Origin of the sequence: Photobacterium sp. TLY01 (genome assembly GCF_021432065.1) — a bacterium.
GTDB lineage: Bacteria > Pseudomonadota > Gammaproteobacteria > Enterobacterales > Vibrionaceae > Photobacterium > Photobacterium halotolerans_A.
Genome location: NZ_CP090365.1, coordinates 73,784 through 96,357, shown reverse-complemented (window position 1 = coordinate 96,357; position 22,574 = coordinate 73,784). Strand labels below are relative to the sequence as shown.

The window sequence follows — 22,574 nt, the reverse complement described above, 5'->3', positions numbered from 1 at the left end:
CAGAGCCGGTTTCAATGATTCACAAGGACTCAAGGATGTTTAGTGATTTACTTGCTGCCTTGCATACCATACTAACGCTTCAGCACATCAGTTATATGATGGGGGGTGTTTTACTTGGGCTTGCGATTGGCATTTTCCCTGGATTGGGAGGGATAGCTGGGCTGTCCTTATTACTGCCATTTTTATATGGCATGGACCCGATTTCTGCGCTGGCGATGTTGATTGGACTTGTCGCCGTGATCCCAACTTCTGACACCTTTACTTCGGTGCTGATGGGGATACCAGGCTCCAGCGGTTCTCAAGCGACCGTACTGGATGGTTTTCCGATGGCGAAAAAAGGGCAAGCTGCGCGTGCACTTTCGGCTGCCTTCACCTCTTCATTGTTTGGCGGTTTGTTCGGTGCCGTAGTACTGACTGGCTTTGTTTTAGTGGCAAGACCGGTGATTTTGGCCTTTGGCTCAGGCGAATTGTTTATGCTGACGTTACTGGGGCTAACCATGGTAGGTTCGCTGGCAGGTAAAAGCCTGGTGAAAGGCTTGTCCGCTTGTGGATTAGGGGTGTTGCTCGGCAGTGTAGGAAGTGCGCCTGCAACCGGCGAATATCGCATGGCGTTTGACAATTTTTATCTGATGGATGGTATTCCTTTAGTGGTGGTGGGCTTAGGCATATTTGCACTGCCTGAAATTATCGATCTATTAAGACAAAACAAGCCGATTTCTAATGCGAGCCGCTTAGGGTCTGGCTGGATGGCTGGAGTCAAAGATTTTATCGCGCATCGCTGGCTTGCGCTGCGGTGCAGTGTGATTGGCTGCATCATAGGGGCACTGCCAGGTTTAGGCGGCAGCGTTGTCGATTGGATTGCTTATGGGCATGCGGTACAAACCACCAAAAATAAGCCTGACTTTGGACATGGCGATGTGCGGGGCGTGATTGCACCAGAGTCATCAAACAACGCCAAAGAGGGCGGGGGACTAGTGCCAACCCTGCTGTTTGGGATTCCCGGTTCTGGTGGTATGGCTGTTTTTCTCGGTGGAATGGTCTTGGTCGGCCTTGAACCCGGACCAGCAATGGTCAGTACCGATTTAGATGTTACTTATACTATCGTTTGGTCACTTGCGTTAGCGAATGTGTTTGGCGCCGCGGCCTGTATGCTTATCTCGCCATGGGTTGCGAAACTGACGACCATTCGCTATGCCTTGCTGGCGCCATTTATGGTGATGGTGATCTGCTTTGCCGCGTTTCAGGCAACACGTGACTTAGGGGATCTCGTGACTTTGCTTGGTATTGGCGTGCTGGGAGTGCTGATGAAACGCTTTGACTGGCCAAGACCGGCTTTCTTAATTGGCTTTGTACTGTCAGCAGGAATGGAAACGTATTTGTATCAAGCCATTCAGTTTGACGGTGTGGCGTTTTTACTCCGTCCCGGTGTCCTCATCATTGGCATGATTACCTTGGTATCCCTGGCGTTAATGATTCGTCAGTCTCTTAAAACGAAGCCAGCACAAGACGTATCCTCGCCTTCGGGTCATCGTCGGCCACAGGTGATTTTTGCACTTTTGGTGAACCTCGTTTTTGCCTACGGGATTTACGATGGTTATCAGCAGAGCTTTCTGGGGGGCATTTTCCCCATCGTTGTCGCGAGTGGTATGTGGATACTGTCGGCTGTGGTGATTATTCAATTGTTAACTAGCCCGAACGACGCACCGGTATGTTTCGACAATGAGTACGTGCAAGGGTATGCCTACGACAGCAACACAGCGTCAATGATGCACTACCTTTACTGGCTCGCGGGTTTGATTGTAGGCAGCTATCTGGTGGGGTATGTCATCTCGATTACGATCTTTTTCTGTGCGTTTCTCATGTCAAAAGCCGGGTTAAGTCTTGGACGATCACTGACCCTGACCGCTGCGGCATCGTGCTTTTTGTTGGCGCTTACCCATGTCATGTTGTTGGATCTGCCGCTTGGTATTTTGCAAGATACCGTGCCTTTACCCTGGCCGTTAGGCTAATGAGGAGTGAAAAATGTCAATTAACACAATCATTATGCCTTTTGCTTCGCAGGAAAATGGAGAAATGCGGTTGCAAGGCGCGCTGAGCATTGCTCAATATTTTGGTGCGCATTTAGACGTGCTTCATGCCCAGATGGGATCGGAGCAGCTAATGCCAACTGAAAAACAGTTAGTGTCCAGAAAGTTTTATGATCAAATCGATAAGATTGTGAGAGATTACATTCACTCTGATATGTCTCAGGCAAAGCAGGTTTTTGAGCAATGGTGTCGCGCTTCCCACATCGTAGAGGGGGAATCCACATCGCCACAGGCGAGCGCCAGCTGGCATGACATTTTTGGTTATCGAGGTGAAATTGTCGCTGAATGGGGAAAAGTGGCTGATCTGATCATCATTCCAAAGTCGCTCAATGGGCAGACAAGCGTCAGCTTTGAATCTGCGATCAGTGATGGCGGTAAACCAGTGGTTGTCATGCCGCGTACGCAAACGCACTTTTCGCCAGAAACCGTGATGATCGCTTGGAATGGAGACAAAGCCGCGGCAAATGCAGTAAGCAGCGCACTTCCCCTGTTAAAACGGACAAAGCAGGTGGTGGTTGTCACCAGTGAACGCTCAATCGCGAAAAAACCCACGCAGCTTGATTTGGCCTGCTACCTCAACCGGCATCAGGTTGAAGTGGAATGCATCACGTTTGAGCACAGAAATCGTAATACTGGAACGCAATTGCTTGAAATCGCCAATGAGATTCGCGCCGATGTTATTGTGTCTGGCGCATTTGCTCATCAGAAGCTGCATCAAAAAGTATTTGGTGGCGTCACTAAGAAGCTGCTTTTTGAGTCCACCGTACCCTTGTGGATGATGAGCTAAATGATCTGAACACAGTTTGACACCAGGTGCGCTTGTTACCTTTGCTCATATGGCTGGTTAGCCATTCATTTGCCCGCCCAGGAAATAGGCAAGGCAGTTATCTCCAGACTGCCAATGCTAACCAGCCCCCCTGTTATCGGGTGTCATACCAACTCAGCTTTGTTGTCTGCAATTACCGTCTACGACGGTATCCGCGACATGAAAGCTGTTTGAATGGCTATCTGCCAGCCTCAACCATGTCTATGATCTTCCAGGCTTTTTCAAAGTGATCCAGTTGATGGGTTTGAATCCACCAGATTGCGGCTTCCATCAGCAGCTCAGGGTCATCGTTTTTATTGGCGAAAAAGGCATAAAAAGACACGCCCACATTGTCGCCCTTCTGATCAATTTTTTTGTGACAGATCTGAATGATTTTTTGGCGCAGTGATTCACGCATAGGATTGTCCTTAAACAGAGTAATTCTTGATGTTGATGCTTTGATCAGTCTGAGACGGCTGCCGGCGATATTGTCTCGGTGTCATGCCAGACCAGGCCTTGAAGCGGGTGCTGAAATTGGCCGGCAGCGGGTAGCCGACAATTTCCCCGACCTGTTGCACAGACCATTCAGAAGAGCGTAGCAACCGAGCCGCGTACTCCATCCGCATCCGGGTCAAATGGGCAATGGGACTGCGCCCCAAGTACTGCTGGCACAAGCGATGCAAATGCGGTTCGGAACAGGGGTAGAGCGCAGCCAGCTGCTGAACATCCCACTCTTTATGCAACTGGCGCTGGACGCGGTCAAAAACCCTTTTTAACCGAACCTGATGGCGCGGCTGGCTTGCGATGCCCGGCGTACGGAGCAGTAAATCAATTTGCTGCACGCTGTGTGCGATAACGGCAGCGCTCAAATCCATCTGCAGCGACAAGCTTCTGAGCAGCGTCTGAATACAGGCGTACATGACTTCGGCAGTCGGCGTGAGCAGGTAGCTGATCTCGTCCGTGACCAAAGCCGACCAATCTTTGGTGGTATCCAGAAACAGCCAGGCAATTTGCCAGCCGTCCTCTTCAATTCCGAACCCGTTCTCCATCCCGGCAGGTACGATGATCAACGACCCTGGCTCGAGCAGCCAGCGGCGTCCTTCGCTTTCCAGCCATCCCTTGCCGCCGATCGTGTAGATCAGCATGTGTCGCTGCGGATGTTTCCTGAACACGGAAAACTGCTCGCGGCAGTGCGCTATCCCGCATTGCACCAGGCCATGTTCTTCCAGCAGCAGCACTTTGGTCTGATCCAGGAACTCTTGCTGCGTTTTCTCAGAGATCAGAAACCGTTCTTGCTTGTCGTTCATTTTGAGAGTCTGGCAAAGGTTTTGGATGAGCTGAAAGAATACGGGATTCAGTCAGAGATTTACACTGTGTGCATAATCACCGGTGGAGAATTGTGATGTTGCTTTCAGCCCAGTATATCGATCGCGCGTTTTGGCAGAAATTGCTGACTATTGGTTTGCCTGTCTCGCTGCAGGCGATGCTGTTTTCATTGCTGGGCGTTGTGGACATTTTCATGGTCAGCCAGCTGGGCGAGCAGGCAACAGCGGCCGTTGGTGTGGGCAACCGGATCTTCTTCTTTAATCTGATCATGGTGGTCGGCGCCAGTGGGGCGGTCAATGTACTAGCCTCGCAATACTTTGGTGCCGGCAATATGGAGGGCGTTCGCCGCACGCTGGCCCAGTCATGGATGCTGTCCGGGCTGGTGGTTCTGCCGTTTGTCGTTCTGTATCTGATCATCCCAGAGCCTTTGGTGGCACTGGTTGCTTCCGATCCGCACTACGTACAGCTGGCAACGGATTATCTGTGGATCACCGGGCCGAGTATTATCTTTACGGCAATGGTTGTGCCACTGGAATCGGCGTTGCGCTCAGTCGGGGATGCGAGACTGCCCACCACCATCAGTATTTTTGCGATAGCCATCAATGCGTTACTGAACGCCTTGCTGATTTTCGGCCTGTGGGGATTGCCGGAACTGGGCGTGCTGGGCGCAGGGATTGGCACAATCATCTCCAGATTGGTGCAAACCGCGCTGCTTTTCTGGGTGGTGGCTCGCCGCTATCCGCATCTGCTGCCTGAACGTTTTCACTGGGTTGACGCGGTGAAGCGTCATCATTTACGGCGCTACTTTAAAGTTGCGATGCCGATGTTTGTCCACGACACTGGCTGGGCAGCCGGGTTGGTAGTCTATAACGTACTGGTCGGTCAGTTAGGCGTCAGTGAACTGGCGATTATTTCCCTGCTGTCACCGGTTGAAAGCGTGCTCATTTCGGCGTTTTTGGGCTTTGCGGTAGCCGCGTCGATTATTTTAGGCAATGACATCGGGGCAGATAATTACCCAAGAGTGGAAGGCACAGCCTGGTGGTATGTGATCATCAGCTGTAGTTGTGCGTTATTGCTGGCCATCGCCTGCTGGCTGGCGCAGCCGGTCATTGTTTTTCTGATCGGGTTAAGTCCGGTCGAACACAAAGACCTGGCAGTCAATGTGACGCTGGTGATGGCATTTGGCATGGTACTGAAAGTCTTCAACATGGTAGGGATAGGCGGCGTGATGCGCAGCGGCGGTGACATCAATTACAGCATCTTTATCGATCTGTTTGCCCAGTGGGCGATAGGGATTCCACTGGGCTATTACACAGGTCTGGTGCTGGGCTGGTCGCTGGACTGGGTACTGGCGGTCATTTTGCTCGAAGAAGTGGTCAAGATAGGGCTGACCACCCAGCGCATTCAGTCGAAAAAGTGGATCAATAACCTGATTCGGGAGCCGGATATTGTCAGATAGGATGAAGTGAATCGTGGATCGCGCGTCAGATACGGTGAATTTATCATCAGCACTCTGCACTAAATTAGTTATCGGTATACAAGCTTGGTGAACAGCTCACAAATATAGCCATTAAAAAGACATTTTACTGGGCTTATAGACGTTGAGAAGTGTCGATTTTGCAGGGCAAGATCACGAACGTTTTTTGAACAAAATAGATCAGTTTGACGATCAGGGCTGGTTGTGATCATATACTCCCATTTTTACGGGAGTTCCTGATGCGTATCGATGCTTTTTCTCAATTCTTTTCAGTTATTCAAGACCCACGACAGTCAGCAAAAATATCGTACCCACTGTTCGACATTTTGTTTCTGACCGTATGCGCCACTATTGCAGGCATGGAGGGCTGGGAAGATATCGAAGACTTTGGCGAAGCTCACCTCGATTGACTACAGGACAAGGACTTTTTCGCCAGGGCATCCCAGTCCATGGCACTATTGCCAGGGTTGTTTATTCCATTGAACCTGACCAGTTTCAAGATTGCTTTTTAAAATGGATGCAGGCAACCAACGTCCATTCGAATGGCGAGCTTATTGCTATTGACGGCAAGGTGTTACGCAGCTCCTACAACCGAGAAGATCGGCAATCAACGCTCCACATGGTCAGTGCTTTTGCGACAGCCAACGGCGTTGTCATGGGACAAGTTAAAACCCAAGATAAGTCCAATGAAATCAACGCCATCCCTGAGCTGCTCAAGCTGTTAGATATCAAAGGTTGTCTTGTCTCTATCAATGCGATGGGTTGTCAAACCGATATCGCCAAGCAGGTAGTTGAGCAAGGTGGCGATTACCTATTGGCAGTCAAAGGCACCCAAAAAAGCCTGGCTAAAGCGGTACAAAAAGTATTGGCGTCATTGCTCGAAAAAAGCTCAGCGTGTGACATCAAGCGCAGACATGGGCGTATTGAAGCGCGCGAGTACCATGTCATGTCAGCGCAGGAGCTGACGACAGATTTCCCTGATTGGAAAGAGCTTCAAAGCATCGGTGTTGGTATTGGCTATCGTATTGACTCAACTGGGAAAGAGTCGCTGGAGTACCGCTACTACATTAGCTCTGCGGTGCTAACCCCCGAGCGTTTTGCCGATGCAGTCCGAGGTCACTGGGAAATCGAAAATCGGTTGCACTGGGTGCTCGATGTCACAATGAATGAAGATGCTTGCCAAATCTATCGCGGCAATGCCGCCGAACTTCTGGCTGGTGTACGTCACATGGCTCTTAACATGCTTTGATTAGTAACAAGCAAAAAGGCGAGTATTAGGCGAAAGCAGAAAATAGCTGCCATGAATATTGCCTATTTGGAGCAAGTAATATTGGCGGGAATCCAAGGTTTGGATAAAAAATGAGCATAAGTGCTCTCGCCCTGGTCGATTTTGGCTAAGTCACATGAAATCCGCCTGATTAAATTACTTATTAGCCTGTCATTTCGACGGTGAAGTGGTACGGTGAATTTCAAGGTGGGATCACACTTCGTTAATACCAGTTGAGAGCATGCCATGTTACTGATCTAATGGGTTTTTGCAGTAACCCCTACACAAATATGACTCTCATTGAACATTTATCTGTTGTTGAAGAAACTCGCTCTACCATTAATCAAAAGCATGACTTAGTTGTACTAGTTCAGACCAGATCTGACACTTCGATTTGAAAAGAAAAGAGCTACAGATTTACAGAAATGATGCATTGGCCGTCGAAAATAAGGTGACTTCCGAATCAGTCACCATGGATCCCTTAGGTTTTCTGAAAATAGCAACTGCAGAATATAACTATTATACATTCAGCTTTATCGATGATGAGGCGCTTTTGGTGAATCACGTGTTTACAGAAGGTGATACCGTGAAGGATGCATTTCTGGAATGCGAGTATGTGCCGGATATCAAGCGGGTGACTGCGCTCTACCAGCACATTCAAGCTTTGAAGGTCAATAAATCATGAAACGATTGAAATTGATGGTGTCTGCCCCCCTCTTTGTTTCGGTGTGGGCGGGTTCGGCACAGGCCGCGCAAACCCAGTTATGCAGTAATGCCATGATGTCGGTATTGAAGTCTGATGCCCGCAATCAGAATGATTCTGAATGGAATGAGGATAATTTCAGCTCGGTTGCGTGTAAGCGCTTACCGGGAGAGCCAGACATCATGTTGGGGTCAAATTTTCAGCGCCGTTTTATGGATCCGCTCGATGACTCATCTCAGTACCTCTGGCGCGTTGTCTTGGTTGATACAACAACGCATCAGGTGGTTTCTGCTTATACCGGTTCAGTTGGCGATGAAGGGGGAATTCGGATTGATAGTGATCAGATCTGGCTGGATACCGCGCGTTATTATCTGAACGATGAGACCAGAGCCTTCGGGGTTCGGTTAGATATTGGCCATGCTTCCCGGTATGCAGAGGGTGGGGCGTCTGGCTATATGACGCTCTTTGTGCGCGAGCAGGAAAAGTTACAGCCTGTACTGAAAAGTTTGCCGATGAATTACTGGACGAATCAGGAAGGCCATTTTTCAGTGACCGATGAGCCTGTCCCGATTCATCAGGCCAAAGTCTATATCAATATCGGAAATAAAATCTCCCATGGATACCGTGATTTAAAACTGACGACAAAAGTGAAAGATAAGATGAGCGATCAATATTTTTCAGATGTTTATGAAAAAGCCTGGAGTTTTGAACAGACACTGAAATTTGACGGAAAAGCCTATCAGGGATTTAAAGAATGGCCGTGATTTGCGGGACAGAAGGCGCACAGGATTACCTGTTGCCAGTCTTGTTTGATGCCTGTGAATTCGGTGACGAAGGATGATGTTACGTATCTTCTGGCTGGGCATTGTGTTGTTGTCAGCGCCGGCGTCAGCGCTGGAAGTACAAACAGAGAATCGCCGCGACAATGGCGAACCCTATTGTGCGATACAGCTCAGTTCACAGGGACAAGTGCTTGAAACGCAATTATGGGGAACCTGGTGTGGCGGTGTTCAAACAGAAGCGGTGTATCGTGACAGTGATCAACTGCAAAAGCTGACTGTGGTGCATGACCGGGGCAAGTATTCAACCGGCTATTACATCAATACGGCCGGTCCGCTTGCTATTGCTGCACAAGTGTCTTTCACCCGGCATCCATTCCTGCCAGATTTCCGAATGCTTGAACAGCAGGTTTTGGAGCCTCTGGCTGTGGATTTGGATCGAATACGTTCCACAAGGGATGTGAATCTTTTATCCACGCTGTACAACTTGCCTCTGGATATCAGCCGCTATTCTCCGGCCCAACTCTTTGACGAGCAAAATTTTTCTTTATTGAATCGTATCGGGCATGCTACCAACGCAGGTTGTCTGGATGGGGAAAGTTATGTCTATCTGTGTGAGATCGGGCGTGAGCGTGTGGCTAGCGTTTGTTTCTGTGAGCAAGATCAGGCGTTGATTTACAGGTTTTCTAAAGCGGGCACGCAGGAACTCACAGTGGCAAAAACGTTGACCAGTCCCGGTGCGATTGACTTATCGTTCCAGCGCGGTCATTACAAGTACCAGATTGATTCGCAAGCGCACCAGCTTCGGGTCAGTCTGCAATCACAATGGCTTTTTGAATCGGCATGCAGGTAGTTCACCATGAAGCATTTATTCACGACGCTGAGTTTGATGTTCAGTGCTGTTGTCTGGTCTGAAACCACAGCCGGGAAACAACCGGTGGCTTTGGTGAGGTCAGTCGAGATTGGTGAGCATGCGGTCAGCGTTCAGTTTGCTGATGGGCGGATGCAATCCATCCCGGTGCCCCACGACATTGAGTATCTGGATTACAGTGCCCGCTTTTTGGATATCAACTTTGACGGGCATCCTGATTTGGTGATTGACGATAACCTGGGAGCCAATCAGTTATCTGAAGTGTTCTTATATGATCCGAAAGCGCGGTTGTTTTCTCAGGAAGCGGACTGGGAAATGAAGGGATTACATCTGAACCCGCGGCGAAAGCTGGTGTGCGGTCTGCACCGTATCAGCAATACTCAGTATGAAATTCAGATTCTGACGAAAAATGGCAGGCTCGAACATGTGATTTTTGACTACGAGCGAAATGCAGGCACTTCCGGGATGACCCGGCAAAGTTTAAGCCAGGAAGTTTTTGAAGCGCTTGAACAGCGTTGCCTGAATTGAGCCGTGAGCAATTTCTCGCATTGCTTGAGGAAATTCTTAAGTGTCTGCATGCTTATGCCGTTTATACCATTATACCCAGCGAGCTGAAGTCGCTTGGGATGTGCTTTCTGGCTAACGTGTCCAGATCTGCTTTTCGGCGCAAGTCGTCATGATGTAATTAGGTCGGATATCTCATGAAAATTATTCGCTTGGTGTTGCTGGTCTGTTTATGGCCGGGTTTGCTTTATGCTGCCGGGCCAAATAAAGTTGCCACAACAGACAGAAACTTATGGCCTGAAGTGATTCACTCACAAGCGGCCTTTGACCGGGCTTCTGCCGCAGAGATACTGCAGTTTGTCCATGTGATGGCGAAAGTACCGCTGGCAAGCGAAGAGGACATCTCTCGTTTTACCGGTGTGAAGCAGGTGAGTGTTGACTCTGTTGCAAGATGGCGTACCAAAACGCAGCTGCGAATGCTGCAAGGGTATCGCTTAGCCGCTCACAATCAGTCAGTGAAGCATTGGGACGATCTGGTCAGGATCGCGGAGGAACGCCTGCCGGTTTTTAACAGTAAATGGCGTGAATCCAGTGAGCAGTTCTATCACTATTATTTGTTTGAGCAGGTCCGTCTGGCGGCACTGTTTCCCCGCATCAGCAGTGAAATTCTGACTCATAATGACAATGAGGTGACGGGTGAACGCTTTGAAGACGGCGAGTTTCTGCTGACCTACGATGACGGCCCGCATCCGACCCGCACCCAGACACTGATTCATCAGCTGAATTACAGAGGTATTCAGGCTTATTTCTTTGTGCAGGGGAGTAAGTTGGTTCCGGCTGAACAAAAGCACTGGTATCAGTCGCAGTGTCTTGGCTCGCACGGGTGGCGACACCATGCACACAAGGTGCTGGATAAATCGAAAGACTCCATTCACAGCACGGATCAGGTCATGGCGCAATTGGCTTCCCTGCCTTCAGACTCCGCTTTCCGCCCGCCTTATGGTATGCGCAGCCTGGCGCTGTCACAGTGGTTACAACGTCAGGGCAAACCTGTTTATCTGTGGACGATTGACAGCCAGGACTGGAATGCCCGTCTGTCATCCCGGCAGGTTGCGGATCGTGTCATGACATTGATGTTGTTATGGCGCAAGGGAATCGTGCTTTTCCATGACATTCACCCTCACGCGACGGTTGTGTTGAATGAACTTGACGACATGGTCCATCAGGCCGGGCTGAAATGGCGGTCGTGTTCATAAACAGCGAAAGACGCTGGACACTGTGCCAGCGTTTTTTCGATCGTCATAACTGATTGCGAATGACCGGCTTTGTATTTGCGGGCCAGTGGTCGTTTTTATTATTAATCGCAGCATTGTTGATTCAGCTCGGGATAGAATAACGCGCATAGCGAACATAAAAGCAATATTTCACGACTCACGTTGGTAAGGACAGAATAATAATTTATGGTTATATCAATTCATTTAGCGCAATGGCGGCAAGGTTGGCTGTTGTTGTGTCTGTCGCTCTTTTCGTTATTCAGTTATGCGGAAACGGATAACGAAACATCACAGCAAACACCGGATGTGTTATTTGTTGGCAGCGGGCCATTGGTTCCGCAATCCAGTCAGCAATCAATTCCTGTTAATTTTATCAATCTTGATTATGTGGATATCGAGATATTACAGGTAACGGAGCCGGGACAATTGCTGAACAGGCATTATCTTCAAGACAAATTATCCAGTTATGATCTGGACAATATTAAGCATGCCTATAAAAGTGTGTTTTCAGATCGCTATACACTGCCGCCCAGCGAGAAAGACGTCCAGACTCCAGCCCGACTGCCGATCCCGCATTCCCTGGATGCCGGTTGGTACATAGTGGTGATTAAAGCGCCAGGAACGTTTTACCGCGTGAAAGCCAAGCATATGCTGCTGACTGATGTTGGTATTCAGGCCAGAATCAATACCCGACAGGCCGCCTTTAGCCTTGCCAGGCTCTCAACGGGCGATGCGCTGACACAAGGTGTGGTAGAGATTTACCGCAACAACGCCTTACTCGACAGCCAGCCTGTTGATCTGCACGGGGTTGCCCGTTTCGATATCCAGACTCAGCGCAAAGATATTGTGATCGCCCGGGTGACAAGCCGCAATGATAGCGGAACGGCGAAAGAAGAAATAGCGATTCTACCATTGCGAGAAGCGCCGCTGGATTTGGCAGACAGTGCTGTTGGCGGACGAAAATATCAGGCGACAGAAGCCTATATCTACAGTAATCGCGATTTGGTAAAACCCGGTGAGAGCCTGCCAGTAAACATTCTGCTGCGTGATAAAGACGGCAAGGCATTATCTTCGCGACCTGTTTCCTTGTCTGTGGTGAATCCCTGGAATGAAGAAATTTTAAAGGAGCAATTACAGCCTCAGGCCGAGGGGTATTATTTCCGTCAGCTTGAGACAGAAGCGAATTGGAAAACCGGGCGATACCGTATCGAAGTCCGTTTAGATCCGACCGCGCCAGACCCGATAAGCGAATTGTCATTTCAGCTCGAAGAATTTGTACCTGAGCGTATGGATCTGACATTCCAAAACGCCGCGCCATTTGTGTTCGCGGGCCAGGCGAATAAGGTTGAGCTGAATGGCCGCTATCTTTTTGGCAGCCCGGCGGCTGGCAATACAGTGAAATCGGCGGTGACTTATGCGCCCGTCACTCATATTCCGGGCAAGTTCGACGATTATACTGTCGGCGTGCCTTTTACGCTGGATGCCAATTATCAGGAACTGAAAGAGGCCGCCCTGTCGGAAGAAGGACGCTTAACCGTCAATCTCCCAACGCCTGATCCGAAACAGATCAAAAGTCCGGTCAAAACCGTGGCCAATTTCAGTTTGCTGGAGTCGGGCGGCGCAGCAGTACAGCGTAAGCTCAGTTACGTGTCATGGAAAAACCAGCCGGTTCCCGGCATTAAACCTGAATTTGTCTCTGTGCCATACAATACTGATGCTTTGTTCAAGCTTGCACTGCTTAGTGCCGATGGACAATCACTGACCAGCGGTGAACTGGAAGTCACCATGGATTATGACCAGGGGCCCTATTACTGGGTTTATGAGGATGGCATTGGCTGGAAGCGCAAAAAACAGGAACGCTGGAAGCGTGTATCGAGCCAGAAAATCAAAGTCGGTGAGCAGCCGGAAAGCTTGGCGTTTTCCACCAAGTGGGGCGACTATCTGCTGACAGTAACGGATGTCTCAACCGGTGTGTCGTCCAGCTACAGTTTTTATGCTGGTTGGTATGAGGGTAATGAACAGCTGAAAGCCAAACCGGATCATCTGGTGATCCAAACGGATAAACCGGCTTATGCCGCCGGCGGGCAGGCCACAGTCACTGTGACTGCACCGCTGTCCGGAAGCTTGCTGGTCACACTGGAAGCGGATCAACTGGTCTGGTCGGAAAGCTACCCGGTTCAGGCAGGCAAGGTTACTGTGACTGTCCCTGTTCCGGCATCGCTGGCCCGTCACGATGTCTTTTTGACCACCACGCTGACGGGAAGAGATGGACAGACACCCAAGCGCTACTTCGGTATCACACCGCTTAAATTGGATCGCAGCAGCAGACAACTGAATGTTGCGCTGGATCTGCCCGATTTGATTCAGCCCTCAGAAACACTTTCTGTTCCTGTAACTGTCGATAACATTGATGCCCAGCAGGGTGGCGACACCTGGGTCACCCTGTCTATGGTCGATAAGGGGATCATCAATCTGAGTCGCTTCAAGCCGGTGAATCCGCATGACTATTTCTTTGGTCAGCGCCGCTACAGTGCCGATGTCATCGACATGTATTCGCGTTTATATGATCTGCGGCCCGATCCGTTTGCACAGTCGCGGTTTGGCAGTGATGCCAACGAAGACACAGACAACAAAAATGACGGCCTGGTTGAAAGCAAGTCGATCATTCTCATGACCAGGCCGGTGAAACTGGTCGACGGCAAAGCGGTGGTCGACATGGCCATCCCGGACTACAACGGCGAAGCACAGATTGTGGCGACCGTCTTTAACGGCTCGCAAGTCGGGCAAGCGGTACTGGATAAACCCATCAGCGCCCCTGTGGTGGCTGAACTGAGTGTGCCGCGCTTTCTGGTACCTGGCGACCAATCCAGTATTACCGTTGATCTTCACAATGTGAGTGGTCACTCTCAGACACTGTCAGTGGCGATTACGGGCTCAGAAACACTGAACTTCAACCAGCAGCCAGCGACTGAGCTGGTGCTGAAAGATGGCGAACACTGGAGCCAGAGTTATCGTTTTGGTGTGTCAGATACCACGATCACCGACCGCGCTTCGCTGACACTGAGTGTGAACAACCAGGAGATATCGGTTGATCGCTCATGGGGGATTCCGGTTCGCCCGGTGATGCCCTGGGTGACACAGGCGCAGTCTGTGCTGTTGGATTCAAAAGAGACATACAATGTCAGCGAGCAGCTTTGGTCTGGCCTGGATGTGGTGCGTGGCAGCATGGGGCACGCTTACTTCAGCCGGACACCGGTACTCAATACCGAGGAGCATGCTCGCGGGCTGTTTCGGTATCCGTACGGTTGCGCCGAACAAACCACCAGTAAAGCCTGGCCATTTCTGCTGGATGAGCCGGAACTGCGGCGCTTTAAAGCGCAGGCCCATCAGACGCGTTATGACAGTGATGATGACGGAAGCGATGCGTCATCAACAGACAAACAGCTGATCGAAAAAGCCGTGCAGCGGCTGAAAACCATGCAGAAAAATAGTGGCGGTTTCTCATTGTGGGACAGCAGCGGGCGGGAAAATCCCTGGCTCAGCGCCTATGTGACCGATTTTCTGCTCGCGGCCGACAAACGTTTTCCGGAGGTGGTGCCGGCTTCTATGCTGAGTAAAGCCACAAATCGCCTCATGGTGTATGTGCGAAATGAATCCGTGACCCGAAATCTGGCCTATGACACAGAATCAGCCAAAGTGGCGCGTGCCTATGCTGCCTACCTGATGAGCAAGCAGGGTAAGCTGAAGTGGAGTGATCTCGACAGCATGAAACTGACGAGCCTGCCGACCCAGCTCAGTTATCTGCATCTGGCGGCCAGCTATGCCAACGTCGGTGCCAGTGATGAGGCGAAAGACATGCTCGATGACATCCGGGATTACAACCGCAGGCACAGATACTTCGGCGATTACGGGTCGAACCTGCGTGATGTTGCGAAATCGGTCACGGTACTGCAGGAAATGGCCGGTGATCACTCACTCAAAGCCATCGCACAGGAACTGCAGACCAAGTATCTGGAGCAGCTGATCGATCTGGCGAATACACCCTGGATGAGCACCCAGGAACGCGCGGCTCTGGTGCAGGCATCCGCCCTGACCAACGCGGCAAACCGCGACCAGATTTTCAATCTGTCTTTCAGCGGTCATGCGTTGAGCCAGACAGGGATGTTCAGTCAGCCATTGGCGAGTGACATGACCATCCAGAATCTGGATGACAAGCCTGTGTATGTGAAAGTGCTGGCACAAGGCTATCAGATGTTAAATCGTGGGATTGCTAATGAAGCGAACCGATTTAATACACTGGATGCCGACCAGGTCGAGCGCAAACTCTATACCATGAAAGGCGAACCGCTGGCATCGAACCGTGTGAAAGTGGGGGAGCGGGTGGTTGTGGTACTCACTGTCGCATTAAACGAACGCGTCAATGATGCCTTGCTGGTTGATAAGATCCCGGCCGGTTTTGTGCTGGAGAACCCGGCGCTGAACCAAGGTTTGCCGATTGAACGGGTACTGCCGGCAGGGATTGAGCTCAAGGCTGCCGATCATCAGGAATACCGCAATGATCGTTTTGTGCTGTCCGATGAAATGCGCAAAGGCCAGCAATCCCGTTATGGCTATATTCTGCGCGCCGAAGTGCCGGGCACGTTCGCGGTTCCGCCTGTCTTTATTGAGTCGATGTATCGTCCGGAAAAACATCTGGCGTACTGGCAGACGCCGCAAACCATCACAGTGGAAAAGTAACCGTGAAGACTCAGGATAATCATTTCAGATGAAACGATTATTGCCCAATCTACGAGCCACTCTGCCCGTGAAAATGGCAGGGTGGTTTGTTTTCTTTTGGCTGACAGTCTGTGTACTGAACAAAGTGTGGCCTCTGCCGCCGTTGTACCCGGACGGCCCCGCGACAGTGGTTGTCAGCCGGGATGGTGAGATACTGCGCTCATTTGGGGACCGACAGGGCGTTCATCGTTACAACGTCACACTGACTGATGTCGATCCTTTCTATATTCAGGCATTGCTCAATTATGAAGACCGCTGGTTTTACTGGCATCCGGGGTTTAACCCTGTCTCCGTTGTCCGGGCCGCCTGGCAATGGGCGAGCAATGGTTACGTTGTGTCTGGCGGCTCTACGCTGACCATGCAAGTGGCCAGACTGATTGATCCGCATGCGCGCTCCATTGCCGGCAAGCTGAAACAGCTCTGGCGGGCTTTACAGCTTGAATGGTATTACAGTAAAGACGAGATACTGACTTTTTATCTGAATCTGGCGCCTTTTGGCGGCAATATCGCCGGCGTTGAAGCTGCCTCCCGGCGGTATTTCAATACCTCAGCCGGCCACCTGACGAAGAACGAAGCCGCTTTACTGGTGGTCTTGCCGCAAAAACCGTCACTGTACCGTCCTGACCGATACCCGGACACCGCACGAGCGATGCGCAATAAAGTGTTGGATCGTCTGCACGACAGCGGGTTACTGGGTGATCAGGCCACAGCTTATCTCACGCAGGAAGCGGTTGAACTGAAGCGCTCGGACAACACGACGCTGGCCCCTTTGCTCAGTCGCATGCTCAGAGCGCAGTATCCGGACAGGCATGTGATTCAGACAACGCTGGACGGTGTGATTCAGCAGCGGGTCGCCCGCTTACTGGAAAAAGTAAAACGCCAGCTGCCTGCGCATTCCTCTGCGGCGGTATTGGTGGTGGATAACCAAACAGCCAATGTGCTCGCGTATCAGGGCTCGGTGGATTTTCAGGATAACAGCCGCTTTGCCCATGTCGACATGATTCAGGCGGTCCGCTCGCCAGGCTCGACACTCAAGCCCTTTATCTACGGCATGGCGATCGATCGCGGCATCATTCATACCGAAAGTCTGCTGAGTGATATCCCGACCCGTTTTTCTGATTACAAGCCGCAGAATTTGAATGAGCGCTTTCAGGGCGCCGTCAGTGCGAGCGATGCGCTGAAGCAATCATTAAATATACCTTTGATTCAGGTATTTCATGCGCTGACGCCAGCTGTATTTGAACAGGATTTACGCCAGGCGGGTGTGCAGTTGCAGCACCAGCAGGCCAATCTGACCGTTGGATTAGGCGGGACAGGAACCAATCTGCAGACACTGGCTGAAATGTACCGCTCGCTCGCCTCTGAGGGGAAATACAGCGCACTGAATATGGTGAGCGATCATCAACCAGCGGCAGATCCCGATAAAACGCTCCTCAGTGCTGAAAGCAGCTGGATGATGTTTCATACGCTCAGTGCGATCAGTGCGCCGGACAGAGTCGTGCCGCGGGTGCGCCGTGAAGTTGCCTGGAAAACAGGCACCAGTTATGGATACCGCGATTTCTGGTCAGTTGGCGTCAGTGCAGATTACACAGTGGCGGTTTGGGTCGGCCGGCCGGATTCATCGCCTGTGGTCGGTTATCTCGGGGCAACACAGGCTGCGCCCATCATGTTTGATGTGTTTGATCAGCTACCCGAAGACAACCGTCGGGTAAACCAGCCGGTCACTGTGAAGCGGCAGCTGATCTGCTGGCCTGGCGGCAGAGCGAAAGCTGTCACAGAAGCTGCCAGTTGTGCGTATCAGAAATATGCCTATACCCGCAATGGCCTGACACCGCCGACGCTGGAAAGTCATGGTGATTTTGTTGTCACGGATAGCTGGCCCGAAGCGCTGCGTGTCTGGCAGCAACACAAGGGCAGGATGAGCCAGGAACTTTCTGAGCCGTCGTCATCTGATCAGAAGCAGCCAGAAGCAGGTATCAGGATCATGTCGGTGAATCATGGTCAGCACTATTACCTGTCACAAATAGACGCGATCCCACTGAAAAGTAACAAAAAACCGTCTGAGGTGTTCTGGTATGTCAATCACCAGCCATTTAGCGGCAGTCTGCTTAATCTGACGCACTATCAGGGAGAGGTGACTCTGACAGCCTGTCAGGGGGCGCAATGCGACAAGAGAGTCATTCTGGTTCACCGCTGAAGGCATGTGGCTACAGAGCGGTTCAGCAGCAGATAGTCGGTAAGATCGGCAACCGACGGCTAGCTGAGCGACTTGCTGGCACTCTCTGAGTCCGGATGTAAACGCATTTTTTGTCTGTCGATCATCCATTTGGAGATCAGGTCAAAAATCAGATGACTGCTGCGCCAGCGCACCTGATGCAGGGATGCAGACGTACCATGAATGGCGACTGCTGGCATCGCGGAAATCCCTTGTTGCTTGAGATCTGTGACAATACTGAGTTGTTGGAAATAACGCAGTGAGTAACGAACCCGGCGTCTGAAATAGAGCTTGTAGTCCTGCCAGCGTAACGGACTGAGGTGGGCGTAAATGAATACAGCTTTCACGCAAACGCCAATGCGTTGTTTGGGTAAATCAGTCCCGCTGCAAATATTGGTGGCTGAGAGAAATCCCAGCATGCTGTCGTCACCGATTAATCCGACGGGCAATTTCACGGTATGGCTGATTAATGTTTGGATAAATAACGGGGAAAGTAAGTATAAGCCACCGGCTAAATCATGATTCTGCTGCATTCTGTGTTGCATCTGCTTACTGTTTCTTCCCCGATCCCAGGGGAAACCCGTAATGGCATTGTAGTGTGGTTGGGCGAGGTGACAGTCCACGATATGTTGAAAGGCATTCTGGCCAAATGTCAGATCGCCATCAGCGAAAACGGCCACCGAGTGGCCGTCATAATATTGATAAATAAAGGTATTCCAGGCGTTTGATTTATCACCGATTGCGATATGAACCGGGTGTACATTGGCATGGGTATCAGCGATACAGGACACAATGTCGTAAGTCTGATCGGTGCAGCCGTTGATCATAACAAACAGGTCATACTGATAAGTGCCGCAGTTTTCCATCACGCTTTCGATACAGCTGGCAATGCTTTCCTCCAGGTTGTATGCAAACAGACAAATCTGAACCTTGATCATCTCACCATTCCCGGCAACGGTCATCCCTTATTGGAATAACTATATACGGGTTTTTCAACACAGCCCAAATGCAGGATTGATACATGTATCATTCAGAGTGACTCACCACGCGGAATATTCTGCAAATGGAGAATAAAATCTTCCGGAGCCATTGTTTCATCATTAAAGTAGCGAAAAATTTCGCTGGAAGTGGCACGCTGTGCGATTAAACTGACGGCCATAGAATCCACGATGCTGGGAATTAACTGACCAGATTTTGACGCTTTTTCCATATCGGCTTTGGCATTCACAGAGCAGCTGTTATATCCCTTCAGACTGATATCGTTTCGTGCCGGAATGGCGCCTTTCAAGGCATTAAAGGATTGCTGAAACTGCGGTGAAGACAGTGTTTTACTGACGATTTGAGCTGTGTCCGCATGGGTGCGCGGGCTGTCGAACAGGGCAAAACTGTCCATATTATAAATAAAGCCTGTCTGTTTGGATGGGGTTGGATAGCAGCCAATGGCTGAAGGAACCGCGATATTATTGGCGAGCAGATCACCCAGTACCCAGTCACCAGAGATCTGAAACGCCCGTTCGCCTTCTATCAGTAATTGTGTGCCCTCATCCCAGCGCATGTGAGACATGCCGGGTTTGACTAACTGACTGAGTGTACGAAAACGCGCCAGGATGTCGTAGGTGGTCTGGCTGTTGAGTGCCTGTGGCTCCATATTGATAAAGGCACGCCGATAGTAGTCTGCTCCGCCGTAACCAAAGGCGAGGTTCTCAAATAGGAGTGCAACTTGCCACGGGTCTTTACCAAGCGCCAGTGGCTCGACCCCGTTTTGTTTTAACCGGGTAAATACGTCAATCAATGCGTCCCAACTGGTCGGAACGGCTAAACCGTATTGGCGCAGGACTTTGCGATTGATCCACATCCAGTTCAGCCGGTGGACTGTGATGGGGATCGCCACATAGTGACCCTGATACTGGTTAATGTCCTGTGCGATCGGCAGCAGGTTCTGCTGCCAGTTTTCGTCAACAGCCACCTGGTCCAGTTGATGAAGAAACCCCAGAGCGGCCCAAGACTGAATTGACGGGCCTTCCAGCTGCACGATATCGGGGGGCGTACCAGCAATCGCGCGGGCCTGAAGGATAGACATCGCTGTGTCGCCGCCGCCACCTTGTACAGGCAGATCCAGAATCGACACGCCGGCATCCTGCAGGGCTTGTGTCGCCAGATTGAATGCGGCGACTTCACCTTTGGCGGTCCACCAGTGCAGAAATTCCACTTCCTGCAAAGTGGAAGCGTGAGGTGTTTCGGCTTTTACCTTGATTCCTGTGCCGGAGACAGTGAGCACCAGCAAGCTCATGAAAAAGAAAAACTTCATTCGTCTCTCATCAATTGAATATGAACAATCAGCCCTTGTTCAGGGTGGTTCTGCAGGGTGAGATCGCCGCCGTGGCTGCGTGCAATACTGCGGGAGATGGTGAGCCCAAGACCGGAACCCAGCTCATCTTGCGGGTTCACCCGGAAATAAGGTTCGAAGACCTTTTCGGTCCATTTTTTGTCCAGACCCGGACCGTAATCTCTGAACTTGAGCACAATACTGTCAGTTGTGGATGTCAGCTCGATATCGACTTTATCACCGTATTTCACCCCATTATCTACGATGTTATACAGACAACGTTTGACCGCCAGTGGTTTGCCCAGGTAGTGAACCGGTTCTCCGGATATGAACTGAACTTTTGGGGTATTCCGGTTGTAGTAACAGGCACATTGCTCAATCATCTGACTGACATCAATCCACTCAGGTTCTTCGTGTATGTCTGTGTCTCGTATACATTGCAAGGCACCTTTTAACATCAAATCAAACTCATCGAGTATTTTCTCGAATCTGGCTTTCACGTGTTCATCATCAAGCATTTCAGTGCGTAACTTGAGACAGGCCAGAGGCGTTTTCAAATCGTGGGAAATTGCGCCGAACAGCATTTCTCTGTCCCGGATATAAGCGCGAACCCGACGGTTCATTTTGTTGAATGCGCGAACCGCTGCCCGGGTTTCTTTACTGCCTTCTTCTTCGACTTCCTGCACATAGAGCTGTCCGCTCATTAACGTGGCGGCTTTTGCCAGCCGGCGAATCGGGCGGATTTCCAGGCGTAATAACCACACGGTACAGAGCACCAGTAACAAAGAGGAAATACCGAGGAACATTAACTGCTTTTGATCGATAAACTGAGGTGACAATGCTGAGAAGGGGACAGGTAATGTCGCAGCCAGATAGAACCATTCCTGTTCTGACATCTGGATTTGCATGACGACTATCGGTAAATCCATATCCCCCAGCGCCAGACTGTAGCCTGCCCATATTTCCGGCAGGGCATCAAGTTTGATGCCTGAGTTAAACACCCGCAGATCCTGACGGCGGCTCAGAGAGACACTGGCCTGCTCTGCATGGGGTATTTTTTTGCTCAGTACGTCATGTGCCGCGGACAGCAGAATATCAGTGCGTGCATTATTGGCAGGAGGCACAACCGGTAATGGGTGCTGATTAATCGAGATGAAGAAACGGGTACCGCCCATTTCACGGATCTGGTTCAGAATCAGGTAGCGATAATTGACCGGCAGCGCATGAAAATAATTGTACGTGTCGGCCGCATTCGACATCATGCTGACCATGGTCTTTTGCAGGTTCTCGACTTCTTTTTTGGCACTGGACTGATACCAGATCAACCCGGCAATCAGCTCGGCGATCATAATGATGATCAGCAAGGTTGCCCCAATACGAAACGTAATGGATGAACAAAGCGATTGCAGGCTGGTCAGTTTTAGCAAAGGGGGCGTATTCATACACTATGAACATCGCTGGCCAGCATATAGCCCTTGTTTCTGACTGTCAGAATCAGCGAGCGATCTTCGTCGTGCAGATGTTTTCTCAGACGACTGATTTGTACATCAATACCGCGCTCAAACGGATCTGCGTCCCGTCCCCAGATACAACGTGCGATGTCGTCCCGGCTCAGTAACTGATGGGGTTTATCCAGCATCAGGCTGATCAGGTTAAAGTCTGCGCCTGAAAGCGGTACGACTTCGCCATGCGGACTGATGAGCCGCCGCTTGATCAGATCGCACGTCCAGCCTGAAAACTGCAACTGATGCGCCGCTGTTTCACCCTGTGCGGGTTGCGTACGTCGCAACAAAGCTTTAATGCGGGCGAGCAGCTCCCTGGGGCTAAAGGTTTTGGTGATGTAATCATCCGCCCCAATTTCAAGACCTGCAATGCGATCAATTTCGTCGGTGACGGCGGTGAGCATGATGATAGGCACATTCGAACGTTGACGGATTTGCCGGCATAAGGTGAGCCCGTCGTCTCCGGGCATCATGATGTCAAGGATGATCAGATTCGGTTCGCCACGATGGAAATGCTCCCACATTTCTTCGCCGTCACTGGCGGTCAGCACATGGAATTCTGAACGCCCCAGATATTCGGTAAGCGCATCGCGGAGTTCCTGATTATCGTCGACGACGAGTATGGTTTTCATTTCCCTGAGGTTTTTCATACCTGACCAAGT

The 22,574-nt window shown here is 50.7% G+C and carries 16 protein-coding genes and 1 pseudogene; 11 read left to right on the top strand and 6 right to left on the bottom strand.

Going from position 1 to position 22,574, the window contains the following annotated elements:
• The first annotated feature begins 35 nt into the window (after positions 1–35).
• Together LN341_RS16060 and LN341_RS16055 are read left to right on the top strand one after the other, a co-directional pair.
• On the top strand, positions 36–2,009 hold the full coding sequence (locus LN341_RS16060; protein ID WP_234205953.1) for a tripartite tricarboxylate transporter permease: 1,974 nt from the start codon (positions 36–38) through the stop codon (positions 2,007–2,009).
• 64 nt (positions 2,010–2,073) lie between these two features.
• Entirely contained in the window at positions 2,074–2,874 is an 801-nt protein-coding gene (locus LN341_RS16055; protein WP_234206624.1) for a universal stress protein, read from the top strand.
• A gap of 217 nt (positions 2,875–3,091) precedes the next feature.
• Here the strand turns inward: LN341_RS16055 and LN341_RS16050 are convergent, their stop codons facing one another.
• Positions 3,092–3,310, bottom strand: coding sequence for a DUF6500 family protein (locus tag LN341_RS16050; protein ID WP_234205951.1), 219 nt, complete (start codon positions 3,308–3,310; stop codon positions 3,092–3,094).
• 10 nt (positions 3,311–3,320) lie between these two features.
• Complete coding sequence (locus LN341_RS16045) at positions 3,321–4,199, bottom strand: AraC family transcriptional regulator (protein WP_234205949.1); 879 nt, start codon at positions 4,197–4,199, stop codon at positions 3,321–3,323.
• Between the two features lie 95 nt (positions 4,200–4,294).
• Between LN341_RS16045 and LN341_RS16040 the strand changes: the two genes are divergently transcribed.
• The 9 genes and pseudogenes from LN341_RS16040 to pbpC all read left to right on the top strand — a co-directional run bounded on the left by LN341_RS16040 (position 4,295) and on the right by pbpC (position 18,066).
• Complete coding sequence (locus LN341_RS16040; RefSeq protein WP_234205947.1) at positions 4,295–5,677, top strand: MATE family efflux transporter; 1,383 nt, start codon at positions 4,295–4,297, stop codon at positions 5,675–5,677.
• 257 nt (positions 5,678–5,934) lie between these two features.
• A pseudogene (locus tag LN341_RS16035) lies at positions 5,935–7,058 on the top strand (ISAs1 family transposase).
• Positions 7,059–7,356: 298 nt separating this feature from the next.
• Positions 7,357–7,647 carry a hypothetical protein gene (locus LN341_RS16030; protein WP_234205945.1) on the top strand — a complete coding sequence of 97 codons (291 nt, stop codon included), beginning with the start codon at positions 7,357–7,359 and terminating at the stop codon, positions 7,645–7,647.
• On the top strand, positions 7,644–8,429 hold the full coding sequence (locus LN341_RS16025; protein WP_234205944.1) for a hypothetical protein: 786 nt from the start codon (positions 7,644–7,646) through the stop codon (positions 8,427–8,429). The genes LN341_RS16030 and LN341_RS16025 overlap by 4 nt, the downstream gene beginning before the upstream one ends.
• A 73-nt stretch (positions 8,430–8,502) precedes the next feature.
• Complete coding sequence (locus tag LN341_RS16020; protein WP_234205941.1) at positions 8,503–9,297, top strand: hypothetical protein; 795 nt, start codon at positions 8,503–8,505, stop codon at positions 9,295–9,297.
• 6 nt (positions 9,298–9,303) lie between these two features.
• The gene (locus tag LN341_RS16015) at positions 9,304–9,843 is read left to right on the top strand and encodes a hypothetical protein (protein WP_234205939.1); all 540 of its coding nucleotides are present in this window, start codon (positions 9,304–9,306) and stop codon (positions 9,841–9,843) included.
• A 173-nt stretch (positions 9,844–10,016) separates the two neighbouring features.
• On the top strand, positions 10,017–11,075 hold the full coding sequence (locus LN341_RS16010; protein WP_234205937.1) for a polysaccharide deacetylase family protein: 1,059 nt from the start codon (positions 10,017–10,019) through the stop codon (positions 11,073–11,075).
• Between the two features lie 204 nt (positions 11,076–11,279).
• Entirely contained in the window at positions 11,280–15,830 is a 4,551-nt protein-coding gene (locus LN341_RS16005) for an alpha-2-macroglobulin (RefSeq protein WP_234205935.1), read from the top strand.
• A gap of 28 nt (positions 15,831–15,858) precedes the next feature.
• Positions 15,859–18,066 carry a penicillin-binding protein 1C gene (pbpC, locus tag LN341_RS16000; RefSeq protein WP_234205933.1) on the top strand — a complete coding sequence of 736 codons (2,208 nt, stop codon included), beginning with the start codon at positions 15,859–15,861 and terminating at the stop codon, positions 18,064–18,066.
• Positions 18,067–18,125: 59 nt separating this feature from the next.
• On the opposite strand, the gene LN341_RS15995 is transcribed toward pbpC, so the two are convergent.
• The 4 genes from LN341_RS15995 to LN341_RS15980 all read right to left on the bottom strand — a co-directional run bounded on the left by LN341_RS15995 (position 18,126) and on the right by LN341_RS15980 (position 22,544).
• Complete coding sequence (locus tag LN341_RS15995; RefSeq protein WP_234205931.1) at positions 18,126–19,022, bottom strand: glycosyltransferase family 2 protein; 897 nt, start codon at positions 19,020–19,022, stop codon at positions 18,126–18,128.
• Positions 19,023–19,114: 92 nt separating this feature from the next.
• Positions 19,115–20,392 (bottom strand): ABC transporter substrate-binding protein, encoded by a 1,278-nt coding sequence (locus LN341_RS15990; protein WP_234205930.1) that lies wholly within the window; start codon positions 20,390–20,392, stop codon positions 19,115–19,117.
• Entirely contained in the window at positions 20,389–21,852 is a 1,464-nt protein-coding gene (locus LN341_RS15985) for an ATP-binding protein (protein ID WP_234205928.1), read from the bottom strand. Before LN341_RS15985 ends, LN341_RS15990 begins: the two co-directional genes overlap by 4 nt.
• Complete coding sequence (locus tag LN341_RS15980) at positions 21,849–22,544, bottom strand: response regulator transcription factor (RefSeq protein ID WP_234205926.1); 696 nt, start codon at positions 22,542–22,544, stop codon at positions 21,849–21,851. The genes LN341_RS15985 and LN341_RS15980 overlap by 4 nt, the downstream gene beginning before the upstream one ends.
• Positions 22,545–22,574 lie beyond the last annotated feature (30 nt).